The organism is Polynucleobacter sp. Tro8-14-1 (assembly GCF_018881655.1).
Classification (GTDB): domain Bacteria; phylum Pseudomonadota; class Gammaproteobacteria; order Burkholderiales; family Burkholderiaceae; genus Polynucleobacter.
The window spans coordinates 242870-269473 of record NZ_JACVPX010000003.1 but is presented as its reverse complement, the minus strand read 5'-3'; the positions used below and the strand labels follow the sequence as shown (position 1 = coordinate 269473).

At 44.9% G+C, this 26604-nt stretch carries 25 protein-coding genes and 1 tRNA gene; 14 read left to right on the top strand and 12 right to left on the bottom strand.

Annotation, left to right across the window (positions count from 1 at the left end; translation table 11 throughout):
- Window positions 1-727: 727 nt before the first annotated feature.
- The 4 genes from ICN34_RS05165 (at window position 728) to ICN34_RS05150 (ending at window position 4361) form a co-directional block, all read left to right on the top strand.
- Entirely contained in the window at window positions 728-1753 is a 1026-nt protein-coding gene (locus tag ICN34_RS05165) for a hypothetical protein (RefSeq protein WP_071467604.1), read from the top strand.
- Window positions 1753-2511 (top strand): hypothetical protein, encoded by a 759-nt coding sequence (locus tag ICN34_RS05160; RefSeq protein ID WP_071467605.1) that lies wholly within the window; start codon window positions 1753-1755, stop codon window positions 2509-2511. Before ICN34_RS05165 ends, ICN34_RS05160 begins: the two co-directional genes overlap by 1 nt.
- Window positions 2512-2893: 382 nt before the next feature.
- Window positions 2894-3940 carry a phage major capsid protein gene (locus ICN34_RS05155; protein ID WP_216121198.1) on the top strand — a complete coding sequence of 349 codons (1047 nt, stop codon included), beginning with the start codon at window positions 2894-2896 and terminating at the stop codon, window positions 3938-3940.
- A gap of 10 nt (window positions 3941-3950) precedes the next feature.
- The gene (locus tag ICN34_RS05150) at window positions 3951-4361 is read left to right on the top strand and encodes a hypothetical protein (protein ID WP_216121196.1); all 411 of its coding nucleotides are present in this window, start codon (window positions 3951-3953) and stop codon (window positions 4359-4361) included.
- A gap of 606 nt (window positions 4362-4967) precedes the next feature.
- On the opposite strand, the gene ICN34_RS05145 is transcribed toward ICN34_RS05150, so the two are convergent.
- The 3 genes from ICN34_RS05145 to ICN34_RS05135 all read right to left on the bottom strand — a co-directional run bounded on the left by ICN34_RS05145 (window position 4968) and on the right by ICN34_RS05135 (window position 8317).
- Window positions 4968-5546 carry a hypothetical protein gene (locus ICN34_RS05145; RefSeq protein ID WP_216121194.1) on the bottom strand — a complete coding sequence of 193 codons (579 nt, stop codon included), beginning with the start codon at window positions 5544-5546 and terminating at the stop codon, window positions 4968-4970.
- A gap of 167 nt (window positions 5547-5713) precedes the next feature.
- Window positions 5714-7234 carry a beta-1,3-glucanase family protein gene (locus tag ICN34_RS05140; protein WP_216121192.1) on the bottom strand — a complete coding sequence of 507 codons (1521 nt, stop codon included), beginning with the start codon at window positions 7232-7234 and terminating at the stop codon, window positions 5714-5716.
- A gap of 129 nt (window positions 7235-7363) precedes the next feature.
- Window positions 7364-8317 carry a hypothetical protein gene (locus ICN34_RS05135; RefSeq protein ID WP_216121190.1) on the bottom strand — a complete coding sequence of 318 codons (954 nt, stop codon included), beginning with the start codon at window positions 8315-8317 and terminating at the stop codon, window positions 7364-7366.
- Between the two features lie 46 nt (window positions 8318-8363).
- On the opposite strand from ICN34_RS05135, the gene ICN34_RS05130 reads away from it, so the two are divergent.
- A complete protein-coding gene (locus tag ICN34_RS05130) occupies window positions 8364-9812 on the top strand; it encodes a sensor histidine kinase (RefSeq protein ID WP_216121187.1) in 1449 nt (482 codons plus the stop codon).
- A gap of 86 nt (window positions 9813-9898) precedes the next feature.
- Entirely contained in the window at window positions 9899-12004 is a 2106-nt protein-coding gene (locus ICN34_RS05125; RefSeq protein ID WP_216121185.1) for an alkyl/aryl-sulfatase, read from the top strand.
- 104 nt (window positions 12005-12108) lie between these two features.
- Here the strand turns inward: ICN34_RS05125 and ICN34_RS05120 are convergent, their stop codons facing one another.
- A complete protein-coding gene (locus ICN34_RS05120; RefSeq protein WP_216121183.1) occupies window positions 12109-13356 on the bottom strand; it encodes a CaiB/BaiF CoA-transferase family protein in 1248 nt (415 codons plus the stop codon).
- 76 nt (window positions 13357-13432) lie between these two features.
- On the opposite strand from ICN34_RS05120, the gene ICN34_RS05115 reads away from it, so the two are divergent.
- A complete protein-coding gene (locus ICN34_RS05115; protein ID WP_216121181.1) occupies window positions 13433-14422 on the top strand; it encodes a tripartite tricarboxylate transporter substrate binding protein in 990 nt (329 codons plus the stop codon).
- A gap of 7 nt (window positions 14423-14429) precedes the next feature.
- Complete coding sequence (locus tag ICN34_RS05110) at window positions 14430-15227, top strand: enoyl-CoA hydratase/isomerase family protein (protein ID WP_216121179.1); 798 nt, start codon at window positions 14430-14432, stop codon at window positions 15225-15227.
- A 27-nt stretch (window positions 15228-15254) separates the two neighbouring features.
- Here ICN34_RS05110 and hemW read toward each other — a convergent pair whose 3' ends face one another.
- From hemW to rph, 3 genes are read right to left on the bottom strand one after another with little or no spacing between them, the layout of a single operon-like run.
- The gene (hemW, locus tag ICN34_RS05105; RefSeq protein ID WP_216121177.1) at window positions 15255-16442 is read right to left on the bottom strand and encodes a radical SAM family heme chaperone HemW; all 1188 of its coding nucleotides are present in this window, start codon (window positions 16440-16442) and stop codon (window positions 15255-15257) included.
- Complete coding sequence (rdgB, locus tag ICN34_RS05100; protein WP_216121175.1) at window positions 16435-17025, bottom strand: RdgB/HAM1 family non-canonical purine NTP pyrophosphatase; 591 nt, start codon at window positions 17023-17025, stop codon at window positions 16435-16437. The genes hemW and rdgB overlap by 8 nt, the downstream gene beginning before the upstream one ends.
- 8 nt (window positions 17026-17033) lie before the next feature.
- Window positions 17034-17774, bottom strand: a complete 741-nt coding sequence (gene rph, locus ICN34_RS05095) for a ribonuclease PH (protein WP_216121173.1) — start codon at window positions 17772-17774, stop codon at window positions 17034-17036.
- Between the two features lie 68 nt (window positions 17775-17842).
- On the opposite strand from rph, the gene ICN34_RS05090 reads away from it, so the two are divergent.
- The 4 genes from ICN34_RS05090 to ICN34_RS05075 are packed head-to-tail and all read left to right on the top strand — an operon-like array spanning window position 17843 to window position 22084.
- Window positions 17843-18772 (top strand): YicC/YloC family endoribonuclease, encoded by a 930-nt coding sequence (locus tag ICN34_RS05090; RefSeq protein ID WP_216121171.1) that lies wholly within the window; start codon window positions 17843-17845, stop codon window positions 18770-18772.
- A 16-nt stretch (window positions 18773-18788) separates the two neighbouring features.
- Window positions 18789-19427, top strand: coding sequence for a guanylate kinase (gmk, locus tag ICN34_RS05085; RefSeq protein ID WP_216121169.1), 639 nt, complete (start codon window positions 18789-18791; stop codon window positions 19425-19427).
- Window positions 19428-19471: 44 nt separating this feature from the next.
- Complete coding sequence (gene rpoZ / locus ICN34_RS05080; RefSeq protein ID WP_011902918.1) at window positions 19472-19675, top strand: DNA-directed RNA polymerase subunit omega; 204 nt, start codon at window positions 19472-19474, stop codon at window positions 19673-19675.
- A 15-nt stretch (window positions 19676-19690) separates the two neighbouring features.
- Window positions 19691-22084 carry a RelA/SpoT family protein gene (locus tag ICN34_RS05075; protein ID WP_216121167.1) on the top strand — a complete coding sequence of 798 codons (2394 nt, stop codon included), beginning with the start codon at window positions 19691-19693 and terminating at the stop codon, window positions 22082-22084.
- Between the two features lie 3 nt (window positions 22085-22087).
- On the opposite strand, the gene greB is transcribed toward ICN34_RS05075, so the two are convergent.
- Window positions 22088-22588, bottom strand: coding sequence for a transcription elongation factor GreB (greB, locus tag ICN34_RS05070; RefSeq protein ID WP_216121165.1), 501 nt, complete (start codon window positions 22586-22588; stop codon window positions 22088-22090).
- An 18-nt stretch (window positions 22589-22606) separates the two neighbouring features.
- Here greB and ICN34_RS05065 point away from each other — a divergent pair.
- Window positions 22607-22683, top strand: a tRNA-Arg gene (locus tag ICN34_RS05065).
- Between the two features lie 363 nt (window positions 22684-23046).
- Here ICN34_RS05065 and ICN34_RS05060 read toward each other — a convergent pair.
- The 4 genes from ICN34_RS05060 to cysC all read right to left on the bottom strand — a co-directional run bounded on the left by ICN34_RS05060 (window position 23047) and on the right by cysC (window position 25670).
- Window positions 23047-23820, bottom strand: a complete 774-nt coding sequence (locus ICN34_RS05060; protein ID WP_216121163.1) for a hypothetical protein — start codon at window positions 23818-23820, stop codon at window positions 23047-23049.
- Window positions 23821-23831: 11 nt separating this feature from the next.
- The gene (locus tag ICN34_RS05055; RefSeq protein ID WP_216121161.1) at window positions 23832-24074 is read right to left on the bottom strand and encodes a phosphopantetheine-binding protein; all 243 of its coding nucleotides are present in this window, start codon (window positions 24072-24074) and stop codon (window positions 23832-23834) included.
- Between the two features lie 2 nt (window positions 24075-24076).
- Window positions 24077-25063, bottom strand: coding sequence for a hypothetical protein (locus ICN34_RS05050; protein ID WP_216121160.1), 987 nt, complete (start codon window positions 25061-25063; stop codon window positions 24077-24079).
- A 70-nt stretch (window positions 25064-25133) separates the two neighbouring features.
- Window positions 25134-25670 carry an adenylyl-sulfate kinase gene (gene cysC / locus ICN34_RS05045; protein ID WP_216121158.1) on the bottom strand — a complete coding sequence of 179 codons (537 nt, stop codon included), beginning with the start codon at window positions 25668-25670 and terminating at the stop codon, window positions 25134-25136.
- An 86-nt stretch (window positions 25671-25756) separates the two neighbouring features.
- Here cysC and ICN34_RS05040 point away from each other — a divergent pair, with 86 nt between their 5' ends.
- Window positions 25757-26578: a sulfotransferase gene (locus tag ICN34_RS05040; RefSeq protein WP_216121156.1), complete on the top strand. Its 822-nt coding sequence runs from the start codon at window positions 25757-25759 to the stop codon at window positions 26576-26578.
- Window positions 26579-26604 lie beyond the last annotated feature (26 nt).

Sequence of the window (26604 nt, the reverse complement as noted above, 5' to 3'; positions counted from 1 at the left end):
GTTGCACGAGCAAGGCCGGCACGAACCGCAGCCTCACCTTGGCGAACGTGACGGGCAAGGCGTAAGGACACTAGGCATTGCGCTATTTCAGCGGATTGGCCAAGTTGCTTTGATGCTAGGGTCAGTTGTTGATCTACGCGCATAGTTGCCTCATGCTCTTCATTAAGTACGAGACACTAATATACCTGTTTATACGTCATTGGTCAATAAAAATGACTCATAAATAAGTCCTTAAGTATATTATGGACTCATTTATGAGTCATTAATTTATTTAAGGTATCTAATTGAAGGAGCTGCCATTTCGTAGGAAAAAGTGAGGATATGTTTAAAAATGTAAGAATCCATTGAAATATGTAAGAAAAAGTGTGAGGAAATAGTCATTCGAACGAAAAAGTGGGTTTGAGGGAAATATGAGCGATGCTGGGCGCTCATCATGCTTTGTGCCAGTCGGGTGCTTTAAAGAATGGCTTGCTATTGCCAGTATCTATTGCGATGAAGCGCAATGACACATCGGGCATCAACCTTGCAAAGTGTCCAGCCTATTCGGGCGTGAACAGCAACTCTAGGGGCGCCATTAGCCAATCCTGAGCAACCTATGGATAGGATTTCAGCACCCAGAAAATATGAGAATTTGATATTTATATTAATAAAATCAATTAATTAACATACTTTATTTATTATTAACATATGATATGTTAATAATTAAAAATAATGTTAAAATAGATGCATGACGAATGCATATGAGCTATTTAATCAAGCAGGCATCTACTTGCAGCAAGTCCTAGGAGAGGATTTACTGCAGGAGGGCGCTTGGGAGAAAGGGGTGCAATTACCACGCTATCTTGCCCAAACATACGAAATCGGCAAAGCTAAGTTGGGTGGGATCGAGGTTCTCTTGATGGCCAATAAGGATGGGGCTCAAGCATTGCCGGCGTTACTTAAACAAAGGGCACTTATTCAGAAAGAGGCTGGGATGCCGGTCATTTGGGTTGGAGATGCTCTTCAGGCTTATGCGCGTAAGGAAATGGTTGCAAGGCGCATGCCTTTTATCATTCCTTTTAAACAGGCCTACTTACCTCCATTGGGAGTGGAGTTCCAAGAACGCGCATTGGCAACAAGGGTCGAGGCCAAAGAAAAGCTACATGTGGCAACCCAAGTATTTTTGATTAATACGCTGCTTGGCAATTTGCCTGACATATTAAATCCAAAAGAGATTGCCATGTACTTGGGCTATAGCCTCATGACTATGACTCGTATTAAAAGCGAGTTGATGGAGCACGGTTGGTTAGATATGGATGCTTATAGAGGAGGACGACTCTGGCGACTGAAAGTTGAAGGGGGCGAGCTCTGGAAAGCCATTAAGCCTTATTTACAAACCCCGGTGCGAAAACGCCTGTGGATCCGAAATCCAAATCCACATATTGAGGGCTTGCCTCTTGCAGGATTGAGCGCCCTGGCTGAGCAAACAATGCTTGGAGAGTCTCAAAATAGTGTGCGGGCAATTGGAGAATTGGACTGGCGCAAATTAGAGCGCGAGTTGGATGCCGACCAAATAGTCCCAGAGGCGATCGATGGCGCTTTGGAATTAGAGGTTTGGCGCTATGCACCACAAAGAATTAAAGCCCTAAATGCCAAAGAGGGTGATGCGAATAACGGCATCGTAGATCCATACTCTTTGTTTTTAAGTCTTGAGGTCATGGATGATGATCGAGTTCAAGTGGCGTTAAAAGAATTATTGAGAGGGATAAATTAATGGCATCGCAAGTAGGGCTGAAGGTCTTTGAGGAAGCGTTTAAAGGGTTTGAGGATCAGTATGTGCTGATAGGCGGTAGCGCTACGCAGTTGGCTATGGAGAATGCCGGGGAGCTATTTAGCCGCACCACAAAAGACTTGGATATTGTTGTGATTGTTGATGCACTGACCCCTGAGTTCATTGAGAAATTTTGGGAATTTGTGAAGGCGGGTGAGTATGAGATTCAGCAAAAGAGCGACTCCGCTAGGCAGTTTTACCGCTTCAAAAAACCTAAGACCGCAACATACCCATTCATGCTTGAACTCTTTTCAAGAAAGCCAGACTTTCTTCGGGAGAAGGATGGCGGCGATATGCGGGCGATTCCTCTAGCGGAGGATGTTTCAAGTCTTTCCGCGATTTTGCTGGATGATGACTATTACGGTTTAATAAAAAGAGATAGAAAACCTGGTTTTATCTGGGTAGATGCCCCCGTTCTGATTCCGCTGAAAGCAAAGGCCTGGCTTGATCTCAGTGAGCGCAAGCGTGCTGGTGAAAAAATTGATTCAGATGACATCAAAAAGCACTTGCGGGATGTGTTGAGGTTGGTATCAATTCTGCCTGTTGATTTTCAATATGAATTGCCAGAATCAATAAGGCAAGACATGGTGAAATTTTTAGACCAAGCCAAGGATGAATCTATTGATCCGAGCGGCTTAAATCATCCAAAGGGATCAAATTTAGCGGATGTCTTGAGTCAGATTAAACGAGCCTTCCTATAAGGGAGGTTGTTCACACATTCAAAGAGTGATGCAAAGTATTTAGCCAATACACTCGAAAAAAATTCCGTCAAGGGCACCCCAAAGGGGTGGCTTGCGCACCCTTGACGGCCACGACCAAAGAAACGCTCTTTTATGCCCAAGGTGGCGTAAAGACACATTGGGCATAAAGACCCATAGCGAGTTCATTAAGTAACTCAACAAAAAACCCACAAATATCCCAAGCCCCTATCCGTCACGCCAATAATTGATCTCAGTGCTTCACACCATCGCGTTAAAGCTAGAGTCGCGACTAGCAGCGTAGCAATGGATAGGTTCACGCTCTATCAATTGGAATGAAGCCAACCAATTCATAAATAGATAAACACATTGATAGGGGTGGCATATGCCAATTTCAAATACAGACTTGCAAGAGTTAGCCAAGGTTTCCTTAGATGAGTACCTCCGCAATCTACCAGTCGATCAAATCGCGGTAGAGAGACCTTTCCTTAAAAAACTCATGGAAGGACGCAAAAGTCTATTAGGGGCCAAACAGAACGTAGTCGAGAACATCCGTAAAGAACACGGCAGCAACTTTAGCTGGGCCTTTGGGGAGGAGACGGTCAAGTTCAATAAACGCAATACGACTGAGCAAGCCTCCTTCCCATGGCGCAGGGCAGTAGATGGCCTCTATATCGACTATGACCGCCTATTTAGTAACGGTATCAAGGTACGCGAGGGTGGGGCGCGAGGGTTTCAATTGGAATATAACGAGCGCGTACAACTGATCAATCTCTTGGATGAGCAGTTAGAAGTTCTTAGGGAAGGCTTTCTCAATAAGCTGGACCTAGAGTTACACCGCGACGGCTCACACGGCGGAGATGCAGTAGTTGGCTTGGATAGCTTAGTGAGCCTAGCACCAGATGCCGGCACAGTTGGTGGCATCGATCGAGCCAAAGCAAGCTACTGGCGTAACTATGCAGTCAAAGACATCGCCTCAACATCGCCAGGTAACTTAGTAGGTGAGATGGAGACCGCATGGCGCCAATGCATTAAGCATGGCGGTAGTCCAGATTTCATCATTGCTGGTGGTAAGTTCATTGATACCTATCGTAAGCAGGTTACGGTGACCCATATCGCTAGTTCAGGTGAAACCAAGTACATCGATGCTGGCGTAGGGGCAGGAGTTAACACGGGCCTCGCGTTCAAAGGTGTAGAGATCGTCTGGGATCCCCAGTTTGATGAACTCGATGCCATGGCAAATAGGACAGTGGAGTGGAGCAAGCGTTGCTATTTCCTCAATACCCGCTTTATGAAGCTGCGCGATGACGACCTAGACATCGTTGCCCCAATTCGTCCGCACGATACCTTGGCTATGTACGCAATGGTGAATCTACGCTGCGCTTTATCCATCTCACGTGCTAATGCCCATGCGGTATTGGCTATTCAATAAGGAGGATCGAATGAACAATAGCGTGAACCATAAAGAACTTATCCATAGTGACTTCCAAATTAAAGAGGTGGAAGCAGTAGTGCGCAGGGATGCATTCACAACTATCCATGTGCATGTACCACCGTATGAGACCAACATCCTTCGCAACCTGTTTGGGCGCGAGAACGTCACGGTGTTCGAGCGCCCATCCAAGACCACCATTACGCCAGAGCAAGAATACGACCGTCTCTGTGCCAAGTATGGCCATGAAGTTGTTGCCAAAGTTTTTGGCGAAGACGATGGCGACCGCCTCATGGAGATCGTAGAAGGCTTGATGAAAGAAGGTCAGCTCCCAGCACAAGAGAAGGCATTAGAAGGAACTCTTGGGCAAGCAACACCTCAACCAGAGCCATTCGAAACTAAAGGAGCCAAGAAACGCTAGCAGTAGGGGAAGACCACCGCTATAGTCCTCTGGATTCTGAGTCGTGGTAAAAACCGGGTTCAGAGAGATTGGCAATACGACGTGCCGTAAAGCTAAATTTATCCGCCATTCGGCATCCCAAACTCAAGCAAAAATCACCTCTTTTGAACTCATCTTTAATCAACATATTTTATTGAATCTCAATGGGTTACATGGGAGTGTGGTTACAAAGAAGCCATATTGATGATGGGTCTAATGATGGAGTTTGAACCCTCATTTGTACCCACCATGCAGAAAAAAAATAGATTAAATAGATTAAAAAGTTAACCTTTTGTTGGTTATTCGGCAGTCGAACTCTCTAAGGTTTTAACGATGATTTTTTTCCCGTTTTTCACCCATCAGCAAGACATAGTCTCAGGTGGATTTAGGTGGTTTACTCGGGAGTAGGGTTACCCTTTAAAGCCATATAATTCAAGGGTTTATGGATAATGGTAGATTTCATTGGAGAGGCAAAATCTAGACACCTCTTCCGCCAATTTAAATGTAAAAAGCCCAGCAACTACTTGCTGGGCTTAAGTCTTTCTAGCTCCTGGAAAGGAGCAATTAAAGAACCACTGTATTTCTTAATTACTTCTTAGCTGGTGCGCTTACTACTGCAGCAATAGCTTCTGTGTAAACCACTTTTACTTGATCGTTTACAGCAATATCTTTCAACAAGTCAGGATTCTGAACCTTAACCTTGATGATGTTTCCTTGCGGACCCTTCAAAGAAACGATATTTTTAGCTGCATCAATCGCTTCAACATTAGCGGTTGCAGTAATGGTTTTGGTAGTAATCATGCCTGGCTTATCGCCTTGTGGGGCAGTTGTAGTACTAGTACTAACTTGTTCGCTAGTTGTGCCTGGATTTTTTACCTTAACCAACTCAATAGCTACAGCAAGTTCATAGACAACGTCGAAATGGTCGCCCACTTTAATTTCTGCAAAGTTCTTTACTTCAGGACCAGCAACGATAGAGGTTTCACCATCTTTGTTCTTGAGGGTAACTGTGCGAGTTGCAGCATCAATTTTAGTCACTTCGCCATCATAGATAAGCGCGGATTCTTGAGCAGCTACGCCAGCAATAGGAGCCTTTGGTTTAGTGAGGAATAAGTAGCCGGCAACTGCGATTGCAGCGATGACGACAGCAATGATAATTTTTTTCATAACGTTTGATCCTTAAGATGTTTAAAGTGCATCACCAATAGCGGGTAATGCGGTAATTGGTAAATACTATCGAAATAGTATTTGTGAACATTATTACTCATATTAATAATAGGAATCAACTTTCAGCCCCGTCCTTGTAAATATGGTCGGGGCGTTATTTCTCTTCTTTATAAAAACAATCCCACCTGTATGCTCAAGGAAGTGGTTCCTGAGCTTGTTGAAACTGTAGGCTGCAGGCTACCCACGTCATCGTATGGGAATCCATAAGCAAGTCCATTGGTATTAAATTGATGAAACTTTTGCGCCCAAGTATTGGATGGTGAGCTGGCATAGTTTCCGCCTAATGGAGGCGAAAAGCCCGCACCAAGCGTGTCATTCAATGAATAATTGGCATTGGCCATAGTTCCTCGTTGAAAGGCGGCAGCTAGCATCTTTTGCACATTCTTTTGATCACCAGTTCCACTGGCTAAAGAATTGGCGCATTGCCATACATCATAGGATGTGATTTGAGCATTCGTAAATTGAACGCTGCCACCACTGTTCCAACTGGAGGCGTTTGCAAGATTTCCTGTTTTAAAGGAAAGTACTCCGCCACTAACCATGCCTGAGTAGTAACCAGAGGCCGCATCATAAGTAACAACAGGAGTGCTTGTCCAGTTTGAATACCAAGCTGCAATAGTGCTAGTAAAGAAAGTGTCACTTACTGTGGCAACTGTTTTGGGTGAGACGGCCCGCAACGTATTTGCGGTGTATACGCTAGATGGGTATGCGTCTGCACTTACGCCATTGGTAGGTACAGCAACTGAGCTGTTGAAAAGTGAGTTAGAAAGGCCTGCTAAATTGGCCATGATAGAAGAGCGGCTTGTATTTAGTACACCTTGCTCTCCACCAGTCATTCCAGTGCCGGTCGCAGACATAGAGATAGGGAATCCAAATTGATCTACTTGGGTTGTATTGATATTCAGTGCTTGATTGCTATCAAATGAGAACTCTAACCAGTCATATAAACAAAGAGACCCAGGAGTTCCGGATGCTAATGCGGGCGCTGTGTAGCCGGTTGCCGGGTAACCAGTTGTTTGATTGGTATTCACTCCAGCAAGAGGAGTAAATGGAAGAAGTGGTTTTCCAACAGAAATATAAATTCGTCCACTAAAAGCGTTGGTGCCAGTCCCAAGGCCAGGCATATTGCTACCATTAAAACTAGCTAGATCAGCGACTAAGGTGGCGCAGCTGCGATCAAGAGGGATAGAGTAGTCAGCCCAAACGGTAGGGCAGTTAGTCAAAGCGCTAGAACCGCCTGTGGTCATCCCAGCGCATGTGCCTGCTGAGTTGGTATTGTCGGCCGTTGGATTCATCGGGACCGGCTTATTTTGTCCGGTAGCTGGGTTGTAACGATAGTATGTATTTCCCCCGGCGGCAGTCAAACCAACTATATAGGCATACATCGGAACGGTCGCTGGAATGCCGGTTGCACTGACGCTCGCATCAATTGTTAGTGGAATGCTGGCCGATGCACCTGAGCATGCTGGTGCACTTGCTCCTTTAGAGGATGTTCCACCAGTACTTCCGCCGCTAGAAGAGCTGCCAGATGAGCTGCTTCCACCGCCACAAGCGATCAAAATTCCAGAAGTTCCTAAGGCACCAACACCTTTTAATATAAGACGACGATGTGGATTGATGTTTGTCATGAACTTCTCCTGAGAACGGATCGATATATATGAATTAGCTATAAGGCTAATCTTGATCATCCTCTTCTTATGGGCAAGGGTCAACGAGCAACTTGATATAGATCAAGTCTGCATGCAATTTCGGGCAATCTAGAAGCTAGCAGCTAGGCCAATAGAGGTTCCGTGCACATTTTGACCAAATTGATACCTAAATACGACTCTAATGCGGGTAAAAATGGGGTCAGAGGCGCTGCGGTCTAATTCAATGCCGGTACCTACGGAGGAGAGGGAGTTAAACCCTAAGGCTCCTCGTAAATCGCCCAGGAATTCGGTATGCGCCACTTCAAATACCGCTCGTAATGGTCTATCTAACAATGTAATTGGGGTTGGGATACGACTGCGAGCCCAAAGCGCCAGACTTTGCGAATCAGCTGAACCTTGAACTGCAGTAGAGGTGTCAAATGTTTGCACCGGAATATTGGTGTAACGCAGCTCTACATCAATTTCTTGATCGGGTTGGTAGTTCTCGTAGTCCAGCATGACTGAGCCACCCAAACCATAAGAATTCATACGGCCGCCATTGAGAAACTGCAAGTCCACGCCTTTCTGATTTTGAATGACTCTAGACGCAATCGAAAGGTCGCTTTCTAAATGACCAAGCATGACATTGGCAATAGGGCGGAAGCGCAATTCATTGGTAATTGGAAAGTCCCAACCAATACCGCCGGTGCCTGTGATGCTGTTCCAATGAAGTGGTACCGTAACGGATGTATTGGCGATGCCATCGCTAAACGTTGGGTTGTAACGATTAACCGCTAAGGTACCCTCTAAATACAGGGGAAAGTTTGCGCTAATTCGATCACCACCCCCTAGAGAAACCATTTGCAAGTCGGAGTTATCGCCACCATTGTTACGGATCGATAACGAACCTGTTGTTACGTCTGGTGTAAGCGAATAACCCGTAATCGTCATAAAAGCATCAGCGCGCTTTTTGAGATAGTTGTTAGCAGCGTTATAGAACGCCGATTGAGCATGAGCAAAGCTAATCCCAGCGACTAATAGGGTGACAAAGAAAAGGAACTGGGATCTACTAAAAAGCCGCATGACACGCATTTTAGCGAATCAATTCAGTGGATGTACCATAGCAAATATGAAGCTGCTCATTTCTATCTACTTCTTTATTCTGGCCATCATTCAGATGGGCCTATTTTTTGGAATCTATCACTATTACCGCTCTCAGAACCTCCTGAGACCCAGTTTGTATTGGATGTCATCCCTGCTAGTGAATGTGGTGGGCTTATTTATTTTTGGTACGGGAATTATCACTCTTCAAAATATTGCAAATCCAGAATTTAATTTCACGGTAGCCAATACCTTCTTCTATGTAGCAACGATGTTGCAAGCTTTATTTTGTCAGTCTCTCAATCATGAAGTTTCTAAACGAGTAAAGATAGCTGCCTCAGTTTCGGTTCTCATTTTTATTGCCGTATTTGATTCCATGCGTCTGTATGGATCTTTTGAAAGTCGTACTGCAGTAATGGCAGGACTTGCTAGCCTTTTTTATTGCTGGCAAATCTATGAGCTAGGCAAGAAGAAAAAATCTTCCCCGTCTAAGCAATTGGTTTATATGCAATATGCCAATTTTGCTGAAATGTTTTTTGCTATGGGGCGATTCGTCATCATGGTTGCCTCGGCCTTTACCATTCGTCAAGTTGATCAGATCCCACAACTGCTGATTCTGTTTACCATTTCCCAGCTCGTGATGAATACCTTGTCATATATTGCGATTGGGGGATATTGGGCCGAGCAAATTACTATTGCGAATATCAAAACAGCGAATGAAAGTGAAGCTACTAAAGCCCATTTACAGGAACGAGAGCTCTTGATTGCCTCTCTATTAAAGGCCAATAAGACCGCCAGCACTGGGGCTTTGTCAGCTTCCATTGCACATGAGCTTAATCAGCCCTTGGGCGCCTCTAGTCTGAATATTCAATTTTTGCAAAAGAAGCTATCGGAAGGAGAATTGAATCCTAACTTACAGAGAGAAGTATTGGATTCTTTGTTGGCAGACAATCAGCGTGCAGCAAGTATTATCCGCTCCCTTAGATCGGTATTCGCTGATGAAAAGATGGCATCTGCCAAAGTTGACCTTACTGAATTAATTAATTTAGTACTCACCATTGCCCGCCCAGAAATTGTTAAGCAGAATATTCAGATGGTTCTCAAGTTAGATAAAAACTTGCTTATCACTGCTAATAAGGGAGAACTTCAACAAGTCCTATTGAATTTAATGAACAACGCAATTGATGCATTGAAGTCGATTGAAAATTTAAATAAATCAATCACGATTCGAGGCGAGCACACTAGTGCTGGCGTTCAAATATCGATCGCAGACACAGGCTCAGGAATTGATGAAAATGTGCAGGCACACATGTTTGAGCTACTTTCAACTACCAAGGGTTCCGGTATGGGAATTGGTCTTTGGTTGTGTAAGCATATTGTGATGAGGCATGGTGGATCTATCTGGTTTGAGTCATTCCCTGGCAAAGGAACTACGTTTTTTGTAAACCTACCTCTCGTGGCGGCTTACTCAATCTAGCTATCTATTAGCTATAGGGCTAATTGCCATGGTTTACCTCAAACATATCATTGATGTAATCAAAAAAACTTTTACTTAAGGCTTTTATGAAAATCAAACTCACACAATTTTCTATTGCAGCTGTATTAATAAGCTCAGGTTTTGCTATGGCGGCGGGGGGTGGTGGTGTGGTTGCTGATCCTGGCGCTATGCAGGGGAAGCATTTTGATCCAAAGGGTAAGGCGCCATCAAGCTATACAGTTGAGCTGCAAAGTGAATTGCGCAAGACGCTGCCTTTCGAAGATCAGCGTGATTTTGAGGAATCTAAAAAAGGATTCATAGCAGCACCTGCTTATAAAACCATCATGGCAGATGCAGGCAATGTGGCATGGGACATGGGTAGTTATGAGTTCCTTCTACAAGGCAAAGACTTTGATAGTGTGCATCCTTCACTGCAACGTCAAGCCATCCTCAATATGGGCTATGGCTTATATGAAGTTGTGCCTGGAAAAATTTATCAGGTTCGTGGCTTTGACTTAGCCAATATTAGCTTTATCAAAACAGATACGGGTTGGATAGTTTTTGATCCACTAACCGCTAAAGAAACTGCACGCGCAGCCCTAGAGCTCGTCAATGAGAAGTTGGGCAAACGTCCAGTGGTAGCTGTCGTGTATTCGCATTCGCATGCTGATCACTTTGGTGGTGTGCGTGGCGTAGTTGATGAGGCAGACGTGAAGAGCGGCAAAGTCAAGGTCATTGCGCCAGCTGGTTTTATGGATCATGCGATTGCTGAAAACGTCTACGCAGGCAATGCTATGACCCGCAGAATGTATTTCCAGTACGGTGTGTTATTGCCTCGCAGCCCATTTGGTCATGTCGACCAATCCATTGGTAAAAATACTGCTGCTGGTAATTTAGGTCTGATTGAGCCTAACGTCTATATCAACCAACCGTATGAAAAAATGACGGTTGATGGCGTGGAAATGGAATTCCAAAATACTCCAGGCACTGAAGCTCCTGCGGAGATGAATACCTACTTCCCACAATTTAAAGCCTTCTGGGCAGCAGAAAATATCACCGGCACCATTCATAACATATACACCTTACGCGGCGCCTTAGTTCGCGACTCACTGGCATGGTCCAAGAACATTAACAACGCTTTATATCGTTATGGCACTGAGAGTGAGGTCATGTTTGCATCGCATACCTGGCCACGCTGGGGTAATGAGCGTATTCAAGAGGTGATGCGTACCCAACGAGATAGTTATGCTCACCTGCATAACGAAGTGCTCCATTTAGCAAATAATGGCGTCACTATTAATGAAATCCAAAATGTATATAAACAGCCTGATAGTCTAAAGAGGCAGTGGGCAGCCCATAGCTATCATGGTTCCGAAGAGCACAATAGTCGTGCCGTGATAAATCGTTATCTAGGTTATTGGGACGCAAATCCAGCAACATTAGCGCCACTATCGCCAAAAGATTCGGCACCACTTTATGTAGAGATGATGGGTGGCTCAGCCAAGATCATGGCCAAGGGTAAAGAGCTTTATAAGCAGGGTAAATACCGTGAAGCGATGGAAATCGTTAACAAGTTAGTTTATGCGCAACCGAACAATACGGCCGCCAAGGACTTACTGGCAGATATTTTTGAGCAGATTGGCTACCAAAAAGAAAGCCCAAGTATGCGCAATAGCTTCTTGGGGGCTGCTTACGAGCTACGTCATGGTATGCCTACAGGAGCCTCGCCAAAGTCTAATGGCCCAGACATGATTAAGGGTATGACAACCGAACTCTGGCTCAATGCTTTGGCTATCAGTATGGACAGCAAGAAAGCAGCAGACATGAACTTTGTAATTAATCTTTCTACACCAGACAATGGTGAAAAATTTGTAATTGAGATGAGTAATTCTGCTTTGACCAACATTAAAGGTCAGCAGGCCAAGAACCCAAATCTCACTATCACCTTAAATCGCAGTGATCTCGAGCAGGTGATGGGTGGACAAACAACTTTTGAAAAGTTGCTGGCTGAAGGAAAGGTGAGGTTTGATGGTGATCGCAAATCATTCGATCAACTCAGAAGCACCTTGACGGTCTTTGTCCCTGATTTTGAACTCATGCCAGGCACTAAAGGTAAGGCCGCTCCTAAGCCAGCTGCTCCAGCCAAAGATCCATTTACGGCACAGGAGATGGCTATTACTGGTGGCGAGTAACCAGAGCAACCATGGTGATTAGGCTTCTCTAAAATTAAATAGGACTCTGCGGAGTCCTATTTAATTATCTTTTTACTTAATCATTATTTTTATTAAGCTGCAAACTAGGGCGCAAAAGCGCCACCCGCTTCAAGAGACTTCAGTTCATCACCCGCAATACCAAGCTCGGCAAGAAGCTCGCTCGTATGTTCACCCAATAGAGGAGGGTGGCGATACACCTGTTGTGGCGTGCCATTCATTTTGACGGCAAAACCAATATTGGGTACCTTGCCTTCAATAGGATGATCAATTTCCATCCGCATCTTACGATGACGGCCATGCTCACTATCGAATGCTTCTGGATAGGTATTGATGGGGGCTGCAGGGATGCCTGCGGTCAATAAGGTGTCTACCCATTCATCCGCAGTTTTGGAGATAAACGTTTTCTCAAGCTCAGAAGCCAGCTCCAAGCGATTGGCTAAGCGCAGTGGATTTGTTTTGAAGCGGGCATCTTCAAATAATTCAGGACGCTCAATCTTGTCGCATAGCAACTTCCACAGTTTTTGATTGGTTGCACCCATCACAAAATACCCATCAGCAGCTTTCATGGCTTGGTAGGGGGCGCTCATATGATTGGCCGTGCCAAGCTTATAAGGTTCAACTCCGGTACCCCAGTATTGAGCGGTATCCCAAATGGAGAATGCCAAGGCAGAATCAAAGAGTGACGCATCAATAAACTGACCTTCACCCGTTTTAGTTTTGCCGATGTATGCCGACAATATTCCGTATACCGCAAAAAGTGCGCAGCCAATATCAGCTACCGGAACGCCAGCTTTAACTGGAGGACCATCTGGATAGCCTGTAACGCTCATGACGCCAGACATTGCCTGAGCCATGAGATCAAAACCAGGGCGATCTGCCCACGGACCAGTTTGGCCAAACCCAGAAATACTGGCATAGACCAAACTAGGATTGATATCTTTTAAAGAGGCGTAATCGATTCCTAGTTTTTTCATAACGCCAGGTCGGTAGTTCTCCACCAAAATATCTGCAGTCTTGACCAGCTCGAAAAACACTTTCTTACCAGCCTCAGTTTTGAGATTTAGGGTGAGACTGCGTTTATTGCGGTTCATGTTCAGAAAGCCCATGCTGTCTGAGCCCTTCATCTTGAATCCCATTGCGCCGCGCGTCTGATCCCCTGTTCCAGGAGGCTCGATTTTGATGACATCCGCACCTAAGTCCGCCAACAGCATGCAGCAGTAAGGACCAGCCATAACCTGGCTGACGTCAAGCACACGGACTCCTGAGAGCGGTAATGGCCTTGATCCATCTCGCACGCTATTTAAAGCGTCATTTCTAGGTGTTTTCGTCATTGTCTCGTTGCTTCTTATATGTTTAGAATTAGCCTCTAATAGTATCAAACACAATAAAAACAATTTTGGAGACTTTATGTTGCTTAAATCGCCTCAGTGGGCTGTTCGTAGTTTGCTCGCAATTACGCTAGCCACGAGTTCTTTCTTTGCTTTAGGTCAGCAGTCTTACCCAACAAAACCAATCCGACTGATTGTGGGTTTTGCACCAGGTGGCGGTACCGATATTGTTGCTCGAGCCCTTGCTCCAAAAATGGGTGAGATTCTCGGTCAAAGCGTGATTGTGGAAAATAAATCAGGTGCAGCGGGCACTATTGCAGCCGATCAAGTTTCCAAGTCGAATCCAGATGGCTACACCTTGCTGGTAGGGCACTCCAATTCCAATGCGATTGCACCATTTGTTCTTACTAACGTTCAATACAATCCTGCAACGGATTTCACACCTATTACTTATTTGGGATATGTTCCTAACGTTTTATTAGTAAAGGCTTCATTGCCTGTGAACTCAGTATCACAATTGATTTCCCTTGCAAAAGCAAATCCAGGTCAGATGACTTATGGTTCGTCTGGTATTGGCAGTACTCAACACTTAGCAGGCGCTTTGTTTGCCAAGATTGCCGGCATTCAGTTAAACCATGTGCCCTATAAGGGTAGCGGTCAGGCCATCATTGATTTGCTAGGTGGTCAAATTACGATGAACTTTGATACCTTGCCACCGAACTTGCAGCAAATTAAAGACGGCAGCTTGAAGGCTTTGGCAATCTCCACTCCAAAACGATTATCTATTCTTCCTAACGTACCTACGTTTAACGAAGTGGGCATTACAGGATTTGACGTCACCAACTGGTACTCCATTATGGGTCCAAAGGGTATGGATCCAGCAGTAGTGAACAAGATTGACCAGGCTGTTAAAGCCGCCATGGTCGATCCACAAATTAAAAAGACTCTAGATTCTCAGGGCTTACAGCCTGAGGGACCGGCAACACCTGCTGCATTTAGTTTGTTCTTGGCTGGCGAACTGGCTAAATACCAGCGTTTAGTAAAGAGTCTGAATATTAAAGCTGAATAAGCGTTTTATGACTGAACAAAATAAGGTGGGCAATATTGCACAGGTCTCACTAGAGATGCGCGGCAATGTTGCTTACATTACCTTTGATCATGTGGCGGCGCGCAATGCGATGACCGTTAGCATGTATCAAAGTCTAAAGTCCATCTGTGAAGATCTTGCCAAGAACCCAGCTGTACGAGTAGCAATTTTTCGTGGTGCTGGTGGCAAGTCCTTTGTTTCAGGTAGTGATATTGCTCAGTTTGCTAATTTTCAAACCGGTAGTGATGGGGTGCGATATGAAGAGGGTATTGATAACTATCTAGCCCCACTAGCTGCATTACCCATCCCAACAATTGCCGTTATCGATGCTATGGCTGTTGGGGGCGGATTAGCAATAGCCAGTTGCTGTGATTTCCGAATCTCAACTCCTGATGCAAAGTTTGGCGTACCTATAGCCAAAACACTTGGTAACTGTTTATCTGCTGCAAATATTGCTTGGTTAGTCGCTCATTTAGGAATCAACATTGTTAAACGTATGCTGCTTCTTGCGGAAATGATTACTGCAAAAGAGTTGCTCCAACAAGGATATCTTTTAGCAACATACGAACAAGAGCAGCTAGGTCAAGAGGCCGTCAATCTCGCAGAGCGACTGAGTAAGTTAGCTCCCATTACGCAAAAATCTAGCAAGCTAGTATTGGCAAGATTAATTAAAAATAATCTGCCCGACTGTAGTGACCTCATTAGTGAAACCTATGGCAGCAATGATTTCCAAAACGGAGTTGCTTCATTCCTAAAGGGTGAGCCACCTATTTGGACAGGTAGCTAGCGCTCAACGCACAGCAGCCAAAACGGTTTAATCCAAAAACAGCTCTTGAAGATTGTTGAGGTAGCGCATGCCTAGTGGTGTAGCTTTAAGCTGACTGGGATTCTCATCCAGCAATTGCTTATTACTTGCCTCAGCTAAGCCTTTGCTAATCACGTTTAAAGGCAGACCAGTTCTCTCGCTGAAAGTATTGGTAGCAACCCCATCTGTCAGTCTTAGGGTATTGAGCATGAATTCGAAAGGCAGATCCTTAGCTTCAAGAACCCGAGATTCAATCAATGCATTACCTTTGGATTCCATTGCTTGCATATAGCTTTCTGGATGACGTTCCCTTACTTGGCGAGTAATTTTGTCTGGAAAAGAGATCTTTCCATGAGCGCCTGCGCCAATGCCAATGTAATCACCAAAGCGCCAGTAGTTCAAATTGTGTTTGCACTCTTGGTTTTTCTGCGCATAGGCAGAGACTTCATAACGTTTGTAGCCTGCCTTGGTAAGTAAATCTAAATTCTGCTCAAAAATGGCATCCACTTCATCATCGCTAGGTAATTGCGGAGGAAAGTTTGCAAAGTAGGTATTCGGTTCCAGCGTGAGATTGTAAAAAGACAGATGGGGCGTTTTAAAAGAAAGCGCGGTCTCAATATCCGCTTTGGCTAACTCTAATGTCTGCTTTGGGAGTCCGTACATCAGATCCAGATTCACCGATTTGAAGTGTTTCAGGGCAATGGCTATTGCGCGCTTGGCTTCCTCGCCATTGTGTATACGTCCCAAGGCTTTGAGCTGTTCATCCTGAAAGCTCTGAATTCCGATCGACACTCGATTAATGCCTGCCTTTGCAAATCCTGCAAATTTATCGGCCTCAATGGATCCTGGATTTGCCTCCATCGTAATTTCAGCATCGGGCTCAAGGTTCACTCGAGCGCGAACGGCACAAAGCAGTTGATCCATGCCTTCGGCAGATAGCAGGCTTGGCGTTCCGCCACCAATAAAGATGCTGTGGACTTGACGCCCCCAAATATTAGGAAGTTCGGTTTCTAGGTCAGCAATTAGTGCATTGATATAACGCTGTTCGTCAAACCCAGCCTTACTAATACCCTCTTTAATTTGATGTGAATTGAAATCGCAATAGGGACATTTCTTTTCACACCAAGGAAAGTGAATATACAAAGCCAATGGAGGCAATGCAGTCAGCGTTACTTTGGTGAGGCTCGAATTAAGCACGGCTTTTGAGTTGTGCAATCAGTTCACGTAGTGCTTGACCGCGATGACTGATTGAATTCTTTTTTTCTGGCTCTAGCTCAGCAGCAGTACATTGTTGCTCGGGCAAAAAGAAGTGGGGGTCATACCCAAAACCATTGTTACCAGATGCATGATCAATAATTTGCCCATACCAACGTGCTTGAACAATGATGGGTTCAGGATCATTTGCGCTATTTACGAAAACCAATGCGCACACATAATGCGCGCCTCGATCTGCCTGATCTTTTAAATCTTGAATGAGTTTTCGATTGTTCGCAGCATCATCACCTTGCTCACCCGCAAAGCGAGCCGATAAAACGCCAGGCTGGCCATTTAGAGCATGAGCACAAATTCCGGAGTCATCAGCTAATGCCGGTAAGCCTGACGCAGCGCTTGCATGCCTTGCCTTAGCAAGGGCATTTTCAACAAAGGTGAAGTGAGGCTCTTCTGCAGAAGGTATGCCCAATTCACCCTGGGGAATCACTTGAAAGTTTAAGGGCGCCAATAGCGCCTCAAACTCTTTGACCTTGCCGGTATTATTGGATGCGAGAACGAGCTTTTGCATGTCGATCTTTATTTCAATGCATCGCTTTGCATTTGGGTGAGCTCTTCAATACCTTGCTCGGCCAGATCTAGGAGTGCATTGAGTTCTGCTCGAGAGAAAGCGGCACCTTCTGCTGTGCCTTGAACTTCAATCATTCCGCCTTTGCCGGTCATGACCACATTCATATCGGTATCGCAAGAAGAGTCTTCTGGGTAATCCAAGTCCAACACTGGAACACCTTGATAAATGCCAACTGAAATTGCAGCAACGCTATCGATAATGGGGTCCTTGCTCAGGACGCCACTTTTAAGCAGTTGGTTTACTGCATCACGAGCCGCAACATAGGCGCCAGTAATAGATGCAGTACGTGTTCCGCCATCAGCCTGCAGTACGTCGCAATCGAGGTGAATAGTTCTTTCGCCCAATACTTTTAAATCAAAGACGCTACGCATGGCACGACCAATGAGGCGTTGGATTTCTTGGGTACGGCCTGATTGTTTGCCGCGGGCCGCCTCACGATCACTACGGGTATGGGTGGAGCGGGGCAGCATGCCATATTCAGCAGTAACCCAACCTTCGCCAGAGCCTTTCTTATGTGGAGGCACTTTTTCGAGAATGCTGGCAGTACACAGTACCTTGGTATCCCCAAAGGCGATCAATACTGATCCTTCAGCATGTTTGGTGAAGGCTCTAGAAATGGTAACTGGGCGCAAATCGGTGGGCTTACGGCCGCTAGGGCGGGCAATATTGGTTGGGTTTGCTGTGCTCATGGAAAGGGGGTCCTGTGGGGTTAGGGTCTGGATCGGGTCTAGTTCAATAATGAATCTACAATGTCCATATGATATCGAGCATGACTGGTTATGGCAGCGCTTCTCGCCAAGTCTCCCTAGGAGCTGGTGTAGTTGCTGATCTGCAGGTGGAATGTCGGGCTGTTAACAGCCGCTTTCTAGATCTAGGATTTCGTCTTCCGGACGAGTGTCGTGGGGCAGAGCCTGCCTTGCGAGAGCTGGCTACCCAAAGCCTATCGCGCGGAAAAGTCGAATTTAGAGCGGCATGGCGAGTCAATAGTGCCGCAGCAGGTGCTGCCAAAAGTAATCCCCATGCCCTAGGTGCGATTAGTCGAGATCGTCTTGATGCCCTTTATACCCTTCAAGAGAAAGCCCAAGAAGCTTTTCCAAAAGCACAAGAATTGAGTATTGCTGAAGTGTTGCGTTGGCCAGGCATTGTTTCCGAGCCTCGCGGCGAAGAGGATAGTTGGATTACTGCCACTGTCGAGGCTGGGCGTGCAGCCCTAGCGGCCCTCATGGAGAGTCGTCACGCCGAAGGTAAGGCCTTGGTTGGTGTACTTACCAATATCACTGGCAAGATGCGCGACATCGTTAAAGTAATTGAGCCCAAAGTTCCTGAATATGTAGCTCAGTACCAAGAAAAGCTTACAGAGCGTCTCGCTGAAGCGCTAGCTGCTCAAGAGCAAGCCAAGGCAGGTGCTGAACTGATGGAGCGCATTCGTCAAGAGGTTGTGCTCTATGCAGTGCGCATCGATATAGCCGAAGAGTTTGCGCGCTTAAAGACCCATCTTCAGGCAGTAGATAACGCACTTGCAGGCAAAGGTCCTGTTGGTAAGCGCTTGGATTTTTTGATGCAAGAGTTGAATCGCGAAGCTAATACCTTGAGTTCTAAATCGGTATCAGAAGAGTGCACACAAGCGGCTTTGGAGCTCAAGCTGTTCATCGAGCAAATGCGTGAGCAAGTTCAAAACCTCGAGTAATCCATACTATTGATTTATGACTACCTCTACACCGACACCATCTTATCAAGGCAGCATGTTGATGATTGTTGCGCCCTCAGGCGCCGGAAAATCCTCCTTAGTTAATGCCTTACTTAAGGACGAGGCCGGATTGAAGTTATCTTTATCAACCACTACGCGCACTCCACGACCTGGTGAAGTAGATGGCAAGGATTACCGCTTTCTGGCAAAAGAAGATTTTCTGCAAGAACGTGATCAGGGACATTTTTTAGAGTGGGCAGAAGTCCATGGTCATTTTTATGGGACTTCAAAGCCTTGGATTGAATCTCAAATGCAAGCGGGTAGTGACGTCATGCTGGAGATTGATTGGCAGGGCGCTCAACAAATTCGAAAGTTAATTCCCTCAGTGCAGTGGATCTTTATCTTCCCGCCATCCATAGAGGCTTTAGAAGAGCGCCTACGTAAGCGTGGTCAGGACGATGAAACAACGATTCAACGTCGCTTGGCAGCTGCCCATGTAGAGCTTTTGCATGCTCATGAGGCAGATTACATCGTGGTGAACGATTCTTTCGACCAGGCTTTGGTCGATTTAAAGCACATATTAGCTTCCAGCCGGCTGCGCTCTGGCCCAAGTATGGCCAGAAATCCAGCACTTTTGAAGCGCCTCGGGGTCTAATCAGTTATCCTATAGGTATTGAAGCTAAATTAAGTGAGTCCAGCATGGCACGTATTACTGTAGAAGATTGCCTTAAAACTATTCCAAACCGTTTTGAACTGGTTTTGGCTGCGACATATCGTGCTCGCCAATTAGTACAAGGTCACTCCCCACGCGTTGAGTCCAGAGATAAAGCTACCGTAGTTGCATTACGTGAAGTAGCTGCTGGTGTGACTGACCGTGACATGTTGACCAAAGTACCCCTCTAAGTAAGGAGTTCCGGTGTGGAGCTCCCTTTAGGACTAGCCAATACATCGGAAAAAGTAGGAAGCATCTCGCCTAAGGATGCTTCGCTTGATCCTAATCAAGCACAGTTGTTGGATAAGATTTCCGACACACCAATTCAAAGTGGTAAAAAATCCATCATTGCGAGTTTATTGGCGCAATCGAGTCGTCATTTGTTCGGCCCGACATCTGCGCCGATATTTCCGCTCAAACATCAAGTAGTTTCTATTGAGGGATTGCTGTCTAAGCTTTCCTATCTCAAGCCTGAAGAAATTGCACAGGTTAAAAAGGCATTTCAGTTTTCTGATGCTGCTCATCTAGGTCAATACCGTCATAGCGGCGAACCTTACATTACCCATCCAGTTGCTGTGGCTGAACTATGTGCAACGTGGCGCTTGGATGCGTCATCCATCATGGCCGCATTGATGCATGATGTGATTGAAGATACCGGCTGTACTAAAGCAGATTTGGTTGAAAAGTTTGGCAATAAGGTGGCAGAGTTAGTTGAGGGCTTAACCAAACTCGATAAATTAGAATTTCAAAGTCATGCGGAGGCGCAAGCAGAGAGCTTTCGCAAGATGTTTATGGCCATGGCGCGTGACGTTCGTGTCATCTTGGTCAAGCTTGCTGACCGCACCCACAATATGCGCACCCTGGATGCTGTACCCATGGAGAAGCGCCGTCGTGTAGCCGCTGAAACAATTGAAATCTACGCACCAATCGCCCATCGTCTTGGGTTGAACATCATTTACCGTGATCTACAAGATCTCAGCTTCCGATACTCCATGCCCATGCGTTTCCGAGTCATTGAGGGGGCTGTTAAGCGTGCGCGCGGCAACCGCAAGGAAATGGTTGAGAAGATTTTGCAGGCATCACGCATGGCCTTTGCTAAGGCCAATTTAGAGGTTGATCTGCGCGGTCGTGAGAAGACGCTCTTTAGCATCTATACAAAGATGCGCTCAAAGCATTTAAGCTTTTCGCAGGTGTTGGATGTGTATGCATTCCGGGTTACCGTGCATTCCATTGATGAATGCTATCGCGCACTCGGTATCTTGCATTCTCTATACAAGCCCATGCCAGGGAAATTTAAGGATTACATTGCGATCCCCAAATTAAATGGCTATCAATCTTTACACACCACTTTATTGGGTCCTTCAGGAGTGCCAGTAGAGTTTCAGATTCGCACAACTGAAATGCATGCGGTAGCTGAGGCTGGAGTAGCTGCGCATTGGGCCTATAAAGACGGCTCCCCTGATATGAGCGAGGTGCAAAACAGAGCCCACCAATGGCTGCAGTCCTTGATTGATATTCAGGATAGCAGCGGTGACTCTCAAGAATTTTTAGAACATGTCAAAATTGACTTGTTCCCAGATGCGGTTTATGTGTTTACCCCCACTGGGCAGATCAGGGCCTTACCAAGGGGCGCAACTGCTCTAGATTTTGCTTACTCTATCCATAGTGATCTGGGTAATACCTGCGTAGCTGTCAAAATCAACGGCCTGCAATTGCCCTTGCGTAGTGAGCTTAAGAATAGTGACATTGTTGAAGTCATTACTTCAGCAAGCTCACAACCTAATCCAGGTTGGTTGGCATTTGTGCGTACCGGAAAAGCACGTGCCTCCATACGACATTCCCTTAAAACAAAACATTATTCTGAATCACTTCAACTTGGCGAGCGTCTTTTAGCAAATGCTTTACGTCAGCAGGGCGTTGACGCTGCCTTATTAAGCCCAGAAATTTGGGAAAAGCTAACGCATTGGACGGGCGACAAAACCCGCGAAGAAGCGTGCGTCAATATTGCTTTAGGTAGGCGCTCTCCACAAGAGCTGGCAATTCGTCTCAAGATTTTGATTGATGATGAGGGTGGTGCAGAGCAAATGCGCTTGGGTGTTGCTGATTGGGTTGCGCCTAATCAAGAGACAAGTCACCATCATCAACGTCAAGCCATCCTAGTCGATGGGCGTGAGGGTAATTCGATTCATTTCCAAACTTGCTGCCATCCCATTCCGGGCGATAACATCATTGGTTATCTAGGTAAGGGTGAGGGATTACAAGTTCATACCAACGACTGTACAGTGGCATTGCGCATGCTCTCAAAGGATAGTGATAAGTGGGTCGAGGTTGAATGGGGCAAAGATCTGAATCGTGAGTTTGAATTGGATCTAGCAATCGATACGCGCCAGGGCAAAGGTGTTTTGGCTAGAGTGGCGAGCAGTGTTACTTCGGCAGACTCCAACATCATGAATGTATCCATGGAAGATCGCTTCAAAGAAGACTCGGTAACTATTCGCTTTACGATCCAAGTTTATGACCGATTGCATCTTTCTAAGGTGATGCGCAGTTTACGTGCCAATCCCGATGTCATGCGTGTAACCCGCACTCGAGCTGTTTGAGTTCTACAAGTATCGAACGTCTAAGATTTCAATTTCAGCGGGGCCGGTGGGTGTTTGTATAAAAACACAGTCTCCGATCCGAGACTTGATTAAGGCCTTGGCTATAGGTGAGACCCAACTGACATGCCCTTTATCGAGGTCAACCTCATCAACGCCCACAATTGTGATGAAGGTCTTCTTGTTGGCTTCGGGTCCTTCCAGGGTTGCGTAGGTCACAGTAGCCCCAAAGAACACCTGCTCAGAGTCATTTTCTCCTGATTTTCGAGCAGAATTATCGACAACCACGGCAAATTCTAGGCGTTTATTCAGGAAGCGGATGCGTCTATCTATCTCCCTTAAACGCTTTTTCCCGTAGATATAGTCCCCATTTTCAGATCGATCGCCATTGCTGGCAGCCCAGTGCACAACCTTGACAACCTCCGGTCTATCAAGGTTTAAGAGCTGAAGGAGCTCGGTCTTAATGCGTTCGTGACCAGCGGGGGTGATGTAGTTCTTCTCTTCCATGGCATAATTATGGCTGTTGCGGCTGTAGCTCAGCTGGATAGAGTACTTGGCTACGAACCAAGGGGTCGTGGGTTCAATTCCTGCCAGCCGCACCATACTACATAAGGGTCTCCCGTCAGGGAGGCCCTTTCTATTTGCATAATAAAATGAATTTTGCATAATAGAATCTACTTTTTAGGTCTCTATTGCCTAATTTACCGCCTGCAGAGCCATATAGAATATGAGCCCTCTATTAATCTTGCTTTAATTGTCTTGCATAATAGAATTAATCTGCATTTTAAATTTCCCACAATTATTTTCTTCAATCTCCCAAGAATTAAGTCCCATGCTTTGGTGATTATTTTTGTTATTTTTAATTGCATCACGACTACATATGGCCGCTTTTGTATCTACAGCAGTCTTTCAAAGTAGGTGATTTTTAGGGTTCTGACGGGCAGAGAACGGCCATTAGGAGTCCGTTAGTCAGTTATGCGTTTAATTGATAGCTCTCGCTTCGGATTTTGATTCAAGGTGATGTAATAAATGAACTCTGCAGCAGATTTATATAGGTCCTTATCATGTTGAGATTTTAGTAAATCTACCGATACTGATCCATCTGAATTTACTTCGCTTTTAAAAAAATAAATTGAGAACCCATTTTGAATGGAAAATTCAAATAGGCTTGGACTTATGTACCTAAACTTTTTTCCATCTGAGTAATCAACTGAGCAGACGCATAAATTGCCCTTTGTCATTGAATCCCTCAGGCGTATAAAGGAAAATAAGTCGCTCGGAATTACCTCAATATTTCCGCTTGGGCCTGAACGCGTCAATGTATCCCTGATTGATTCATCCGAAGAAATAATAGATATTTTTCGATTAAATTGAGCCATGATGCTAGGCAAAAATGCAAAGCCCGTATGTACGCCGCAAATAGTGGCCGAACCATTTAGCCGACCAAGCTCTTCAAATATTTTTTTATTGGAAAGGTGAATTATTGGATATGAATCAAAACCTTGCCGCCTAATGATTTGGATAATTAGGAGTAGTAATAGCTCATTTTTCGTTAACTGTGTATCGCAAAAAAGATTGCCATTTGGTAGAAGTTGGTGAGCCTCTAGATTATTGCCAACTAATTTCCAGGTCGCCGAAAATAGCTCTCCTCTAGCGGGGGTGGGGTTAGTTGAGAGTGCGCTACTTACTGCAGTCTCAATAATTGCAATAAGGGAGGAAAAGCCTTGGTAAGGATCCATGGGGCCTTAGATTACAGTGGTTTTAAATTATTCAGTAAGTCGCCTAGTGTGGATTTATCAGTCAAGCGATCTATATCTATAGTTAACTTACATGAATCTTCAAGTGCAACAGATAGGCTAATTAATTGCAATGAGTCAATTTCTAATTCTGAGATAGATTTCATAAGCGCAGCACAAGCTGGAATGCTGATCACTTGGGCTTGATCTACAATTTTTAAAAGCAAATTTTGATCAATACTTTCTTCTAATGACATTTTTATCTTAAGGTAAATGTTAAGTTAAAGTCTCTGGTGTATTTTACTGCGGCTATTTTTGGGTGACGCTCCACAAATAAAGACCATTCAGCAAAAAAAGAGTTGATAACTGCTGTTGAAATCACTTGGCCAATGCAAGTATGAGCGCCTTTTCCAAAAGAAAAGGAGTTGTTGATGTTGGCTTGATTCTTTGCATCCATATATCTATGTACTAAGGATGGACAAACATAGATCTCCTGGTTCTTTGATATCGTAAGATTGCCTATTGAGAAATTCTCCAGCGCTCTTCGTCCTATAAAATTTACAGCAGCCGCTTCTCTAAGCAGACTTTTTGCTTCCCAAGTTCCGCGGGATGCTGGCTCCTTCGTTAGCCCATACATCAGCGTTCCTTCAAGTGCTTCAAAGCCTGCAACGATAATTGCTAAAAGTATCCAAACCTCAGAGAGATCTCTCCCTTGATGCAACATAGTTTTTTCTAGATACTCTTTGAGCGCTCTTAATCTATCCTCAACGTCAATAACCTTGGCTAGCGGATGAGTCAAAAAGAAAAGCTTTGGCGGTAAAGATGGGATCTCGCTGACACTAACGCCTAAGTCTGTGGCTAAAATAGTACGAAAAATTCCTGCAATATAGTTCGCTACCAATTTAATTGGATTAATTTCTTCATCACCCGGGACTAATGAAAAAAACTCGGACGTAAAGCTTGGGAGCCAGTTTTGTAAATTTTCTTCAATTAGCTTATATTTTTTGGAAAAAGTCTTTCTCGACTGTGAATGTTCATCCCCATGAAGAAGCACGGGCGAGCACATAAAGATGGCGTCAATTGTTGGAAGGTTTTGATTGGATAGTTGAAGTAATTTTTTATAGTACTCGATGAAATTGGTTGGGGCGACCTTATCTGACTTGAGTAATGCAATGGATAGATCTTTGCCGTACACCAAAATTGCAGGGTGAGTAGACTTATCGAGCATTACCCACTCTTGACTCATGTCTAGTGATTCAGGGTGGTTAATAAATTGTCTAAGTCGCAGTAAGTAAGACATGTATTCGTGTATTAATTTAAAGGCTTTTATATATTAAAACTTCATTCACCAATTCTTCGACTGACTTATTCTTTGTAAATAATTCAATTTCTGGATTGCTGGGTATTTCATAGGGCGCATCTATACCTGTAAAGTTTTTAATCTCACCTTTAAGCGCCTTGGCGTAAAGCCCCTTAGGATCTCTTTGAATGCAAGTCTCAAGGGGGGTATTGATAAAAACCTCTAAAAATTGCCCTTTCTGAAAAAGCTGTCGCGCCTTTAGTCGATCCTGGGCATAAGGTGAAATCAACGCCACAATCACCATGTTTCCCTCGTCTAAGAGTGATTTGGCCAGCGCAGCTGTACGGCGCATGTTTTCTATACGATCTTCTTTACTAAAGCCAAGGTCTTTATATAGAGTAGCTCGAAGGACATCGCCATCCAAAATACTTACTGGGATATTTTTAGATTGCAATGCTTGTTCCAATCCTTTCGCAATAGTGGATTTTCCGGCACCTGAGAGTCCAGTCAGCCAAATGACTGTAGGCTCGGAACTGAGTAAATTTGCAGCCATGTGGGTTTATGCGCCTAAAAATCGAGAATTGAGGTACTTTTCATTGGTATTATTACCCTTAAAGCTTATACGACATTGGGCATACTTTGCATAACAATAAAACAATTCACTTTATCTCAGGGCTACCTCGCTCCGGCTCCACTCTGCTCGCTGCTCTTTTAAATCAAAATCCGCAGTTTCAAGCCAATATGAGTGGCCCGGTAGCGGGCATGGTTGGAGCTCTCTTAGAAAACATGAGCGGCAAGAATGAGTACTCTGTTTTTATTGAGGATGTTCAGCGTGAGCGAATTATCCGTTCTGTGATTGAGGGTTACTACGCTTATAGTAAAGCAGATGTTATTTTCGATACTAGTCGCGCTTGGTGTGCTCGCATGCCACTTCTCAATACCCTTTATCCAGCATTCAAAGTCATTGCTTGTGTACGACACATGCCTTGGATTATTGATAGCATAGAGCGCTTAGTTCAGCGGAATGTCTTTCAGCCTTCATCGATCTTTAATTACTTAAGCGGGGGTACTGTGTATTCCCGCGCCGATGGAGTTGCTGGTGGGGATGGTATGGTGGGTTATGCATATAACGCACTTAAAGAAGCCTACTTTGGAGACTATGCAGCCAACCGATTAATGTTGGTTCAGTATGAATCATTGGTCAAAGATCCCCAAAAAACATTGGCTGCTGTTTATGACTTTATTGGACAGCCACTATATAAACATGACTTCAATAATGTCGAATTTGATGCGTCTGAGTTTGATAAAAAGGCTGGTACACCTGGATTGCATGAGGTGAGAAGAAATGTTGCTCAAAATGAGCGAACTAGTATTTTGCCGCCTGATTTATTTAAGCGATTTGAAAATGATGCCTTTTGGAAAAATCAGACAGTTCACCGTAGTGGCATCACTATTGCCTAAAAAGCATTCAACACATTAAATCTTCC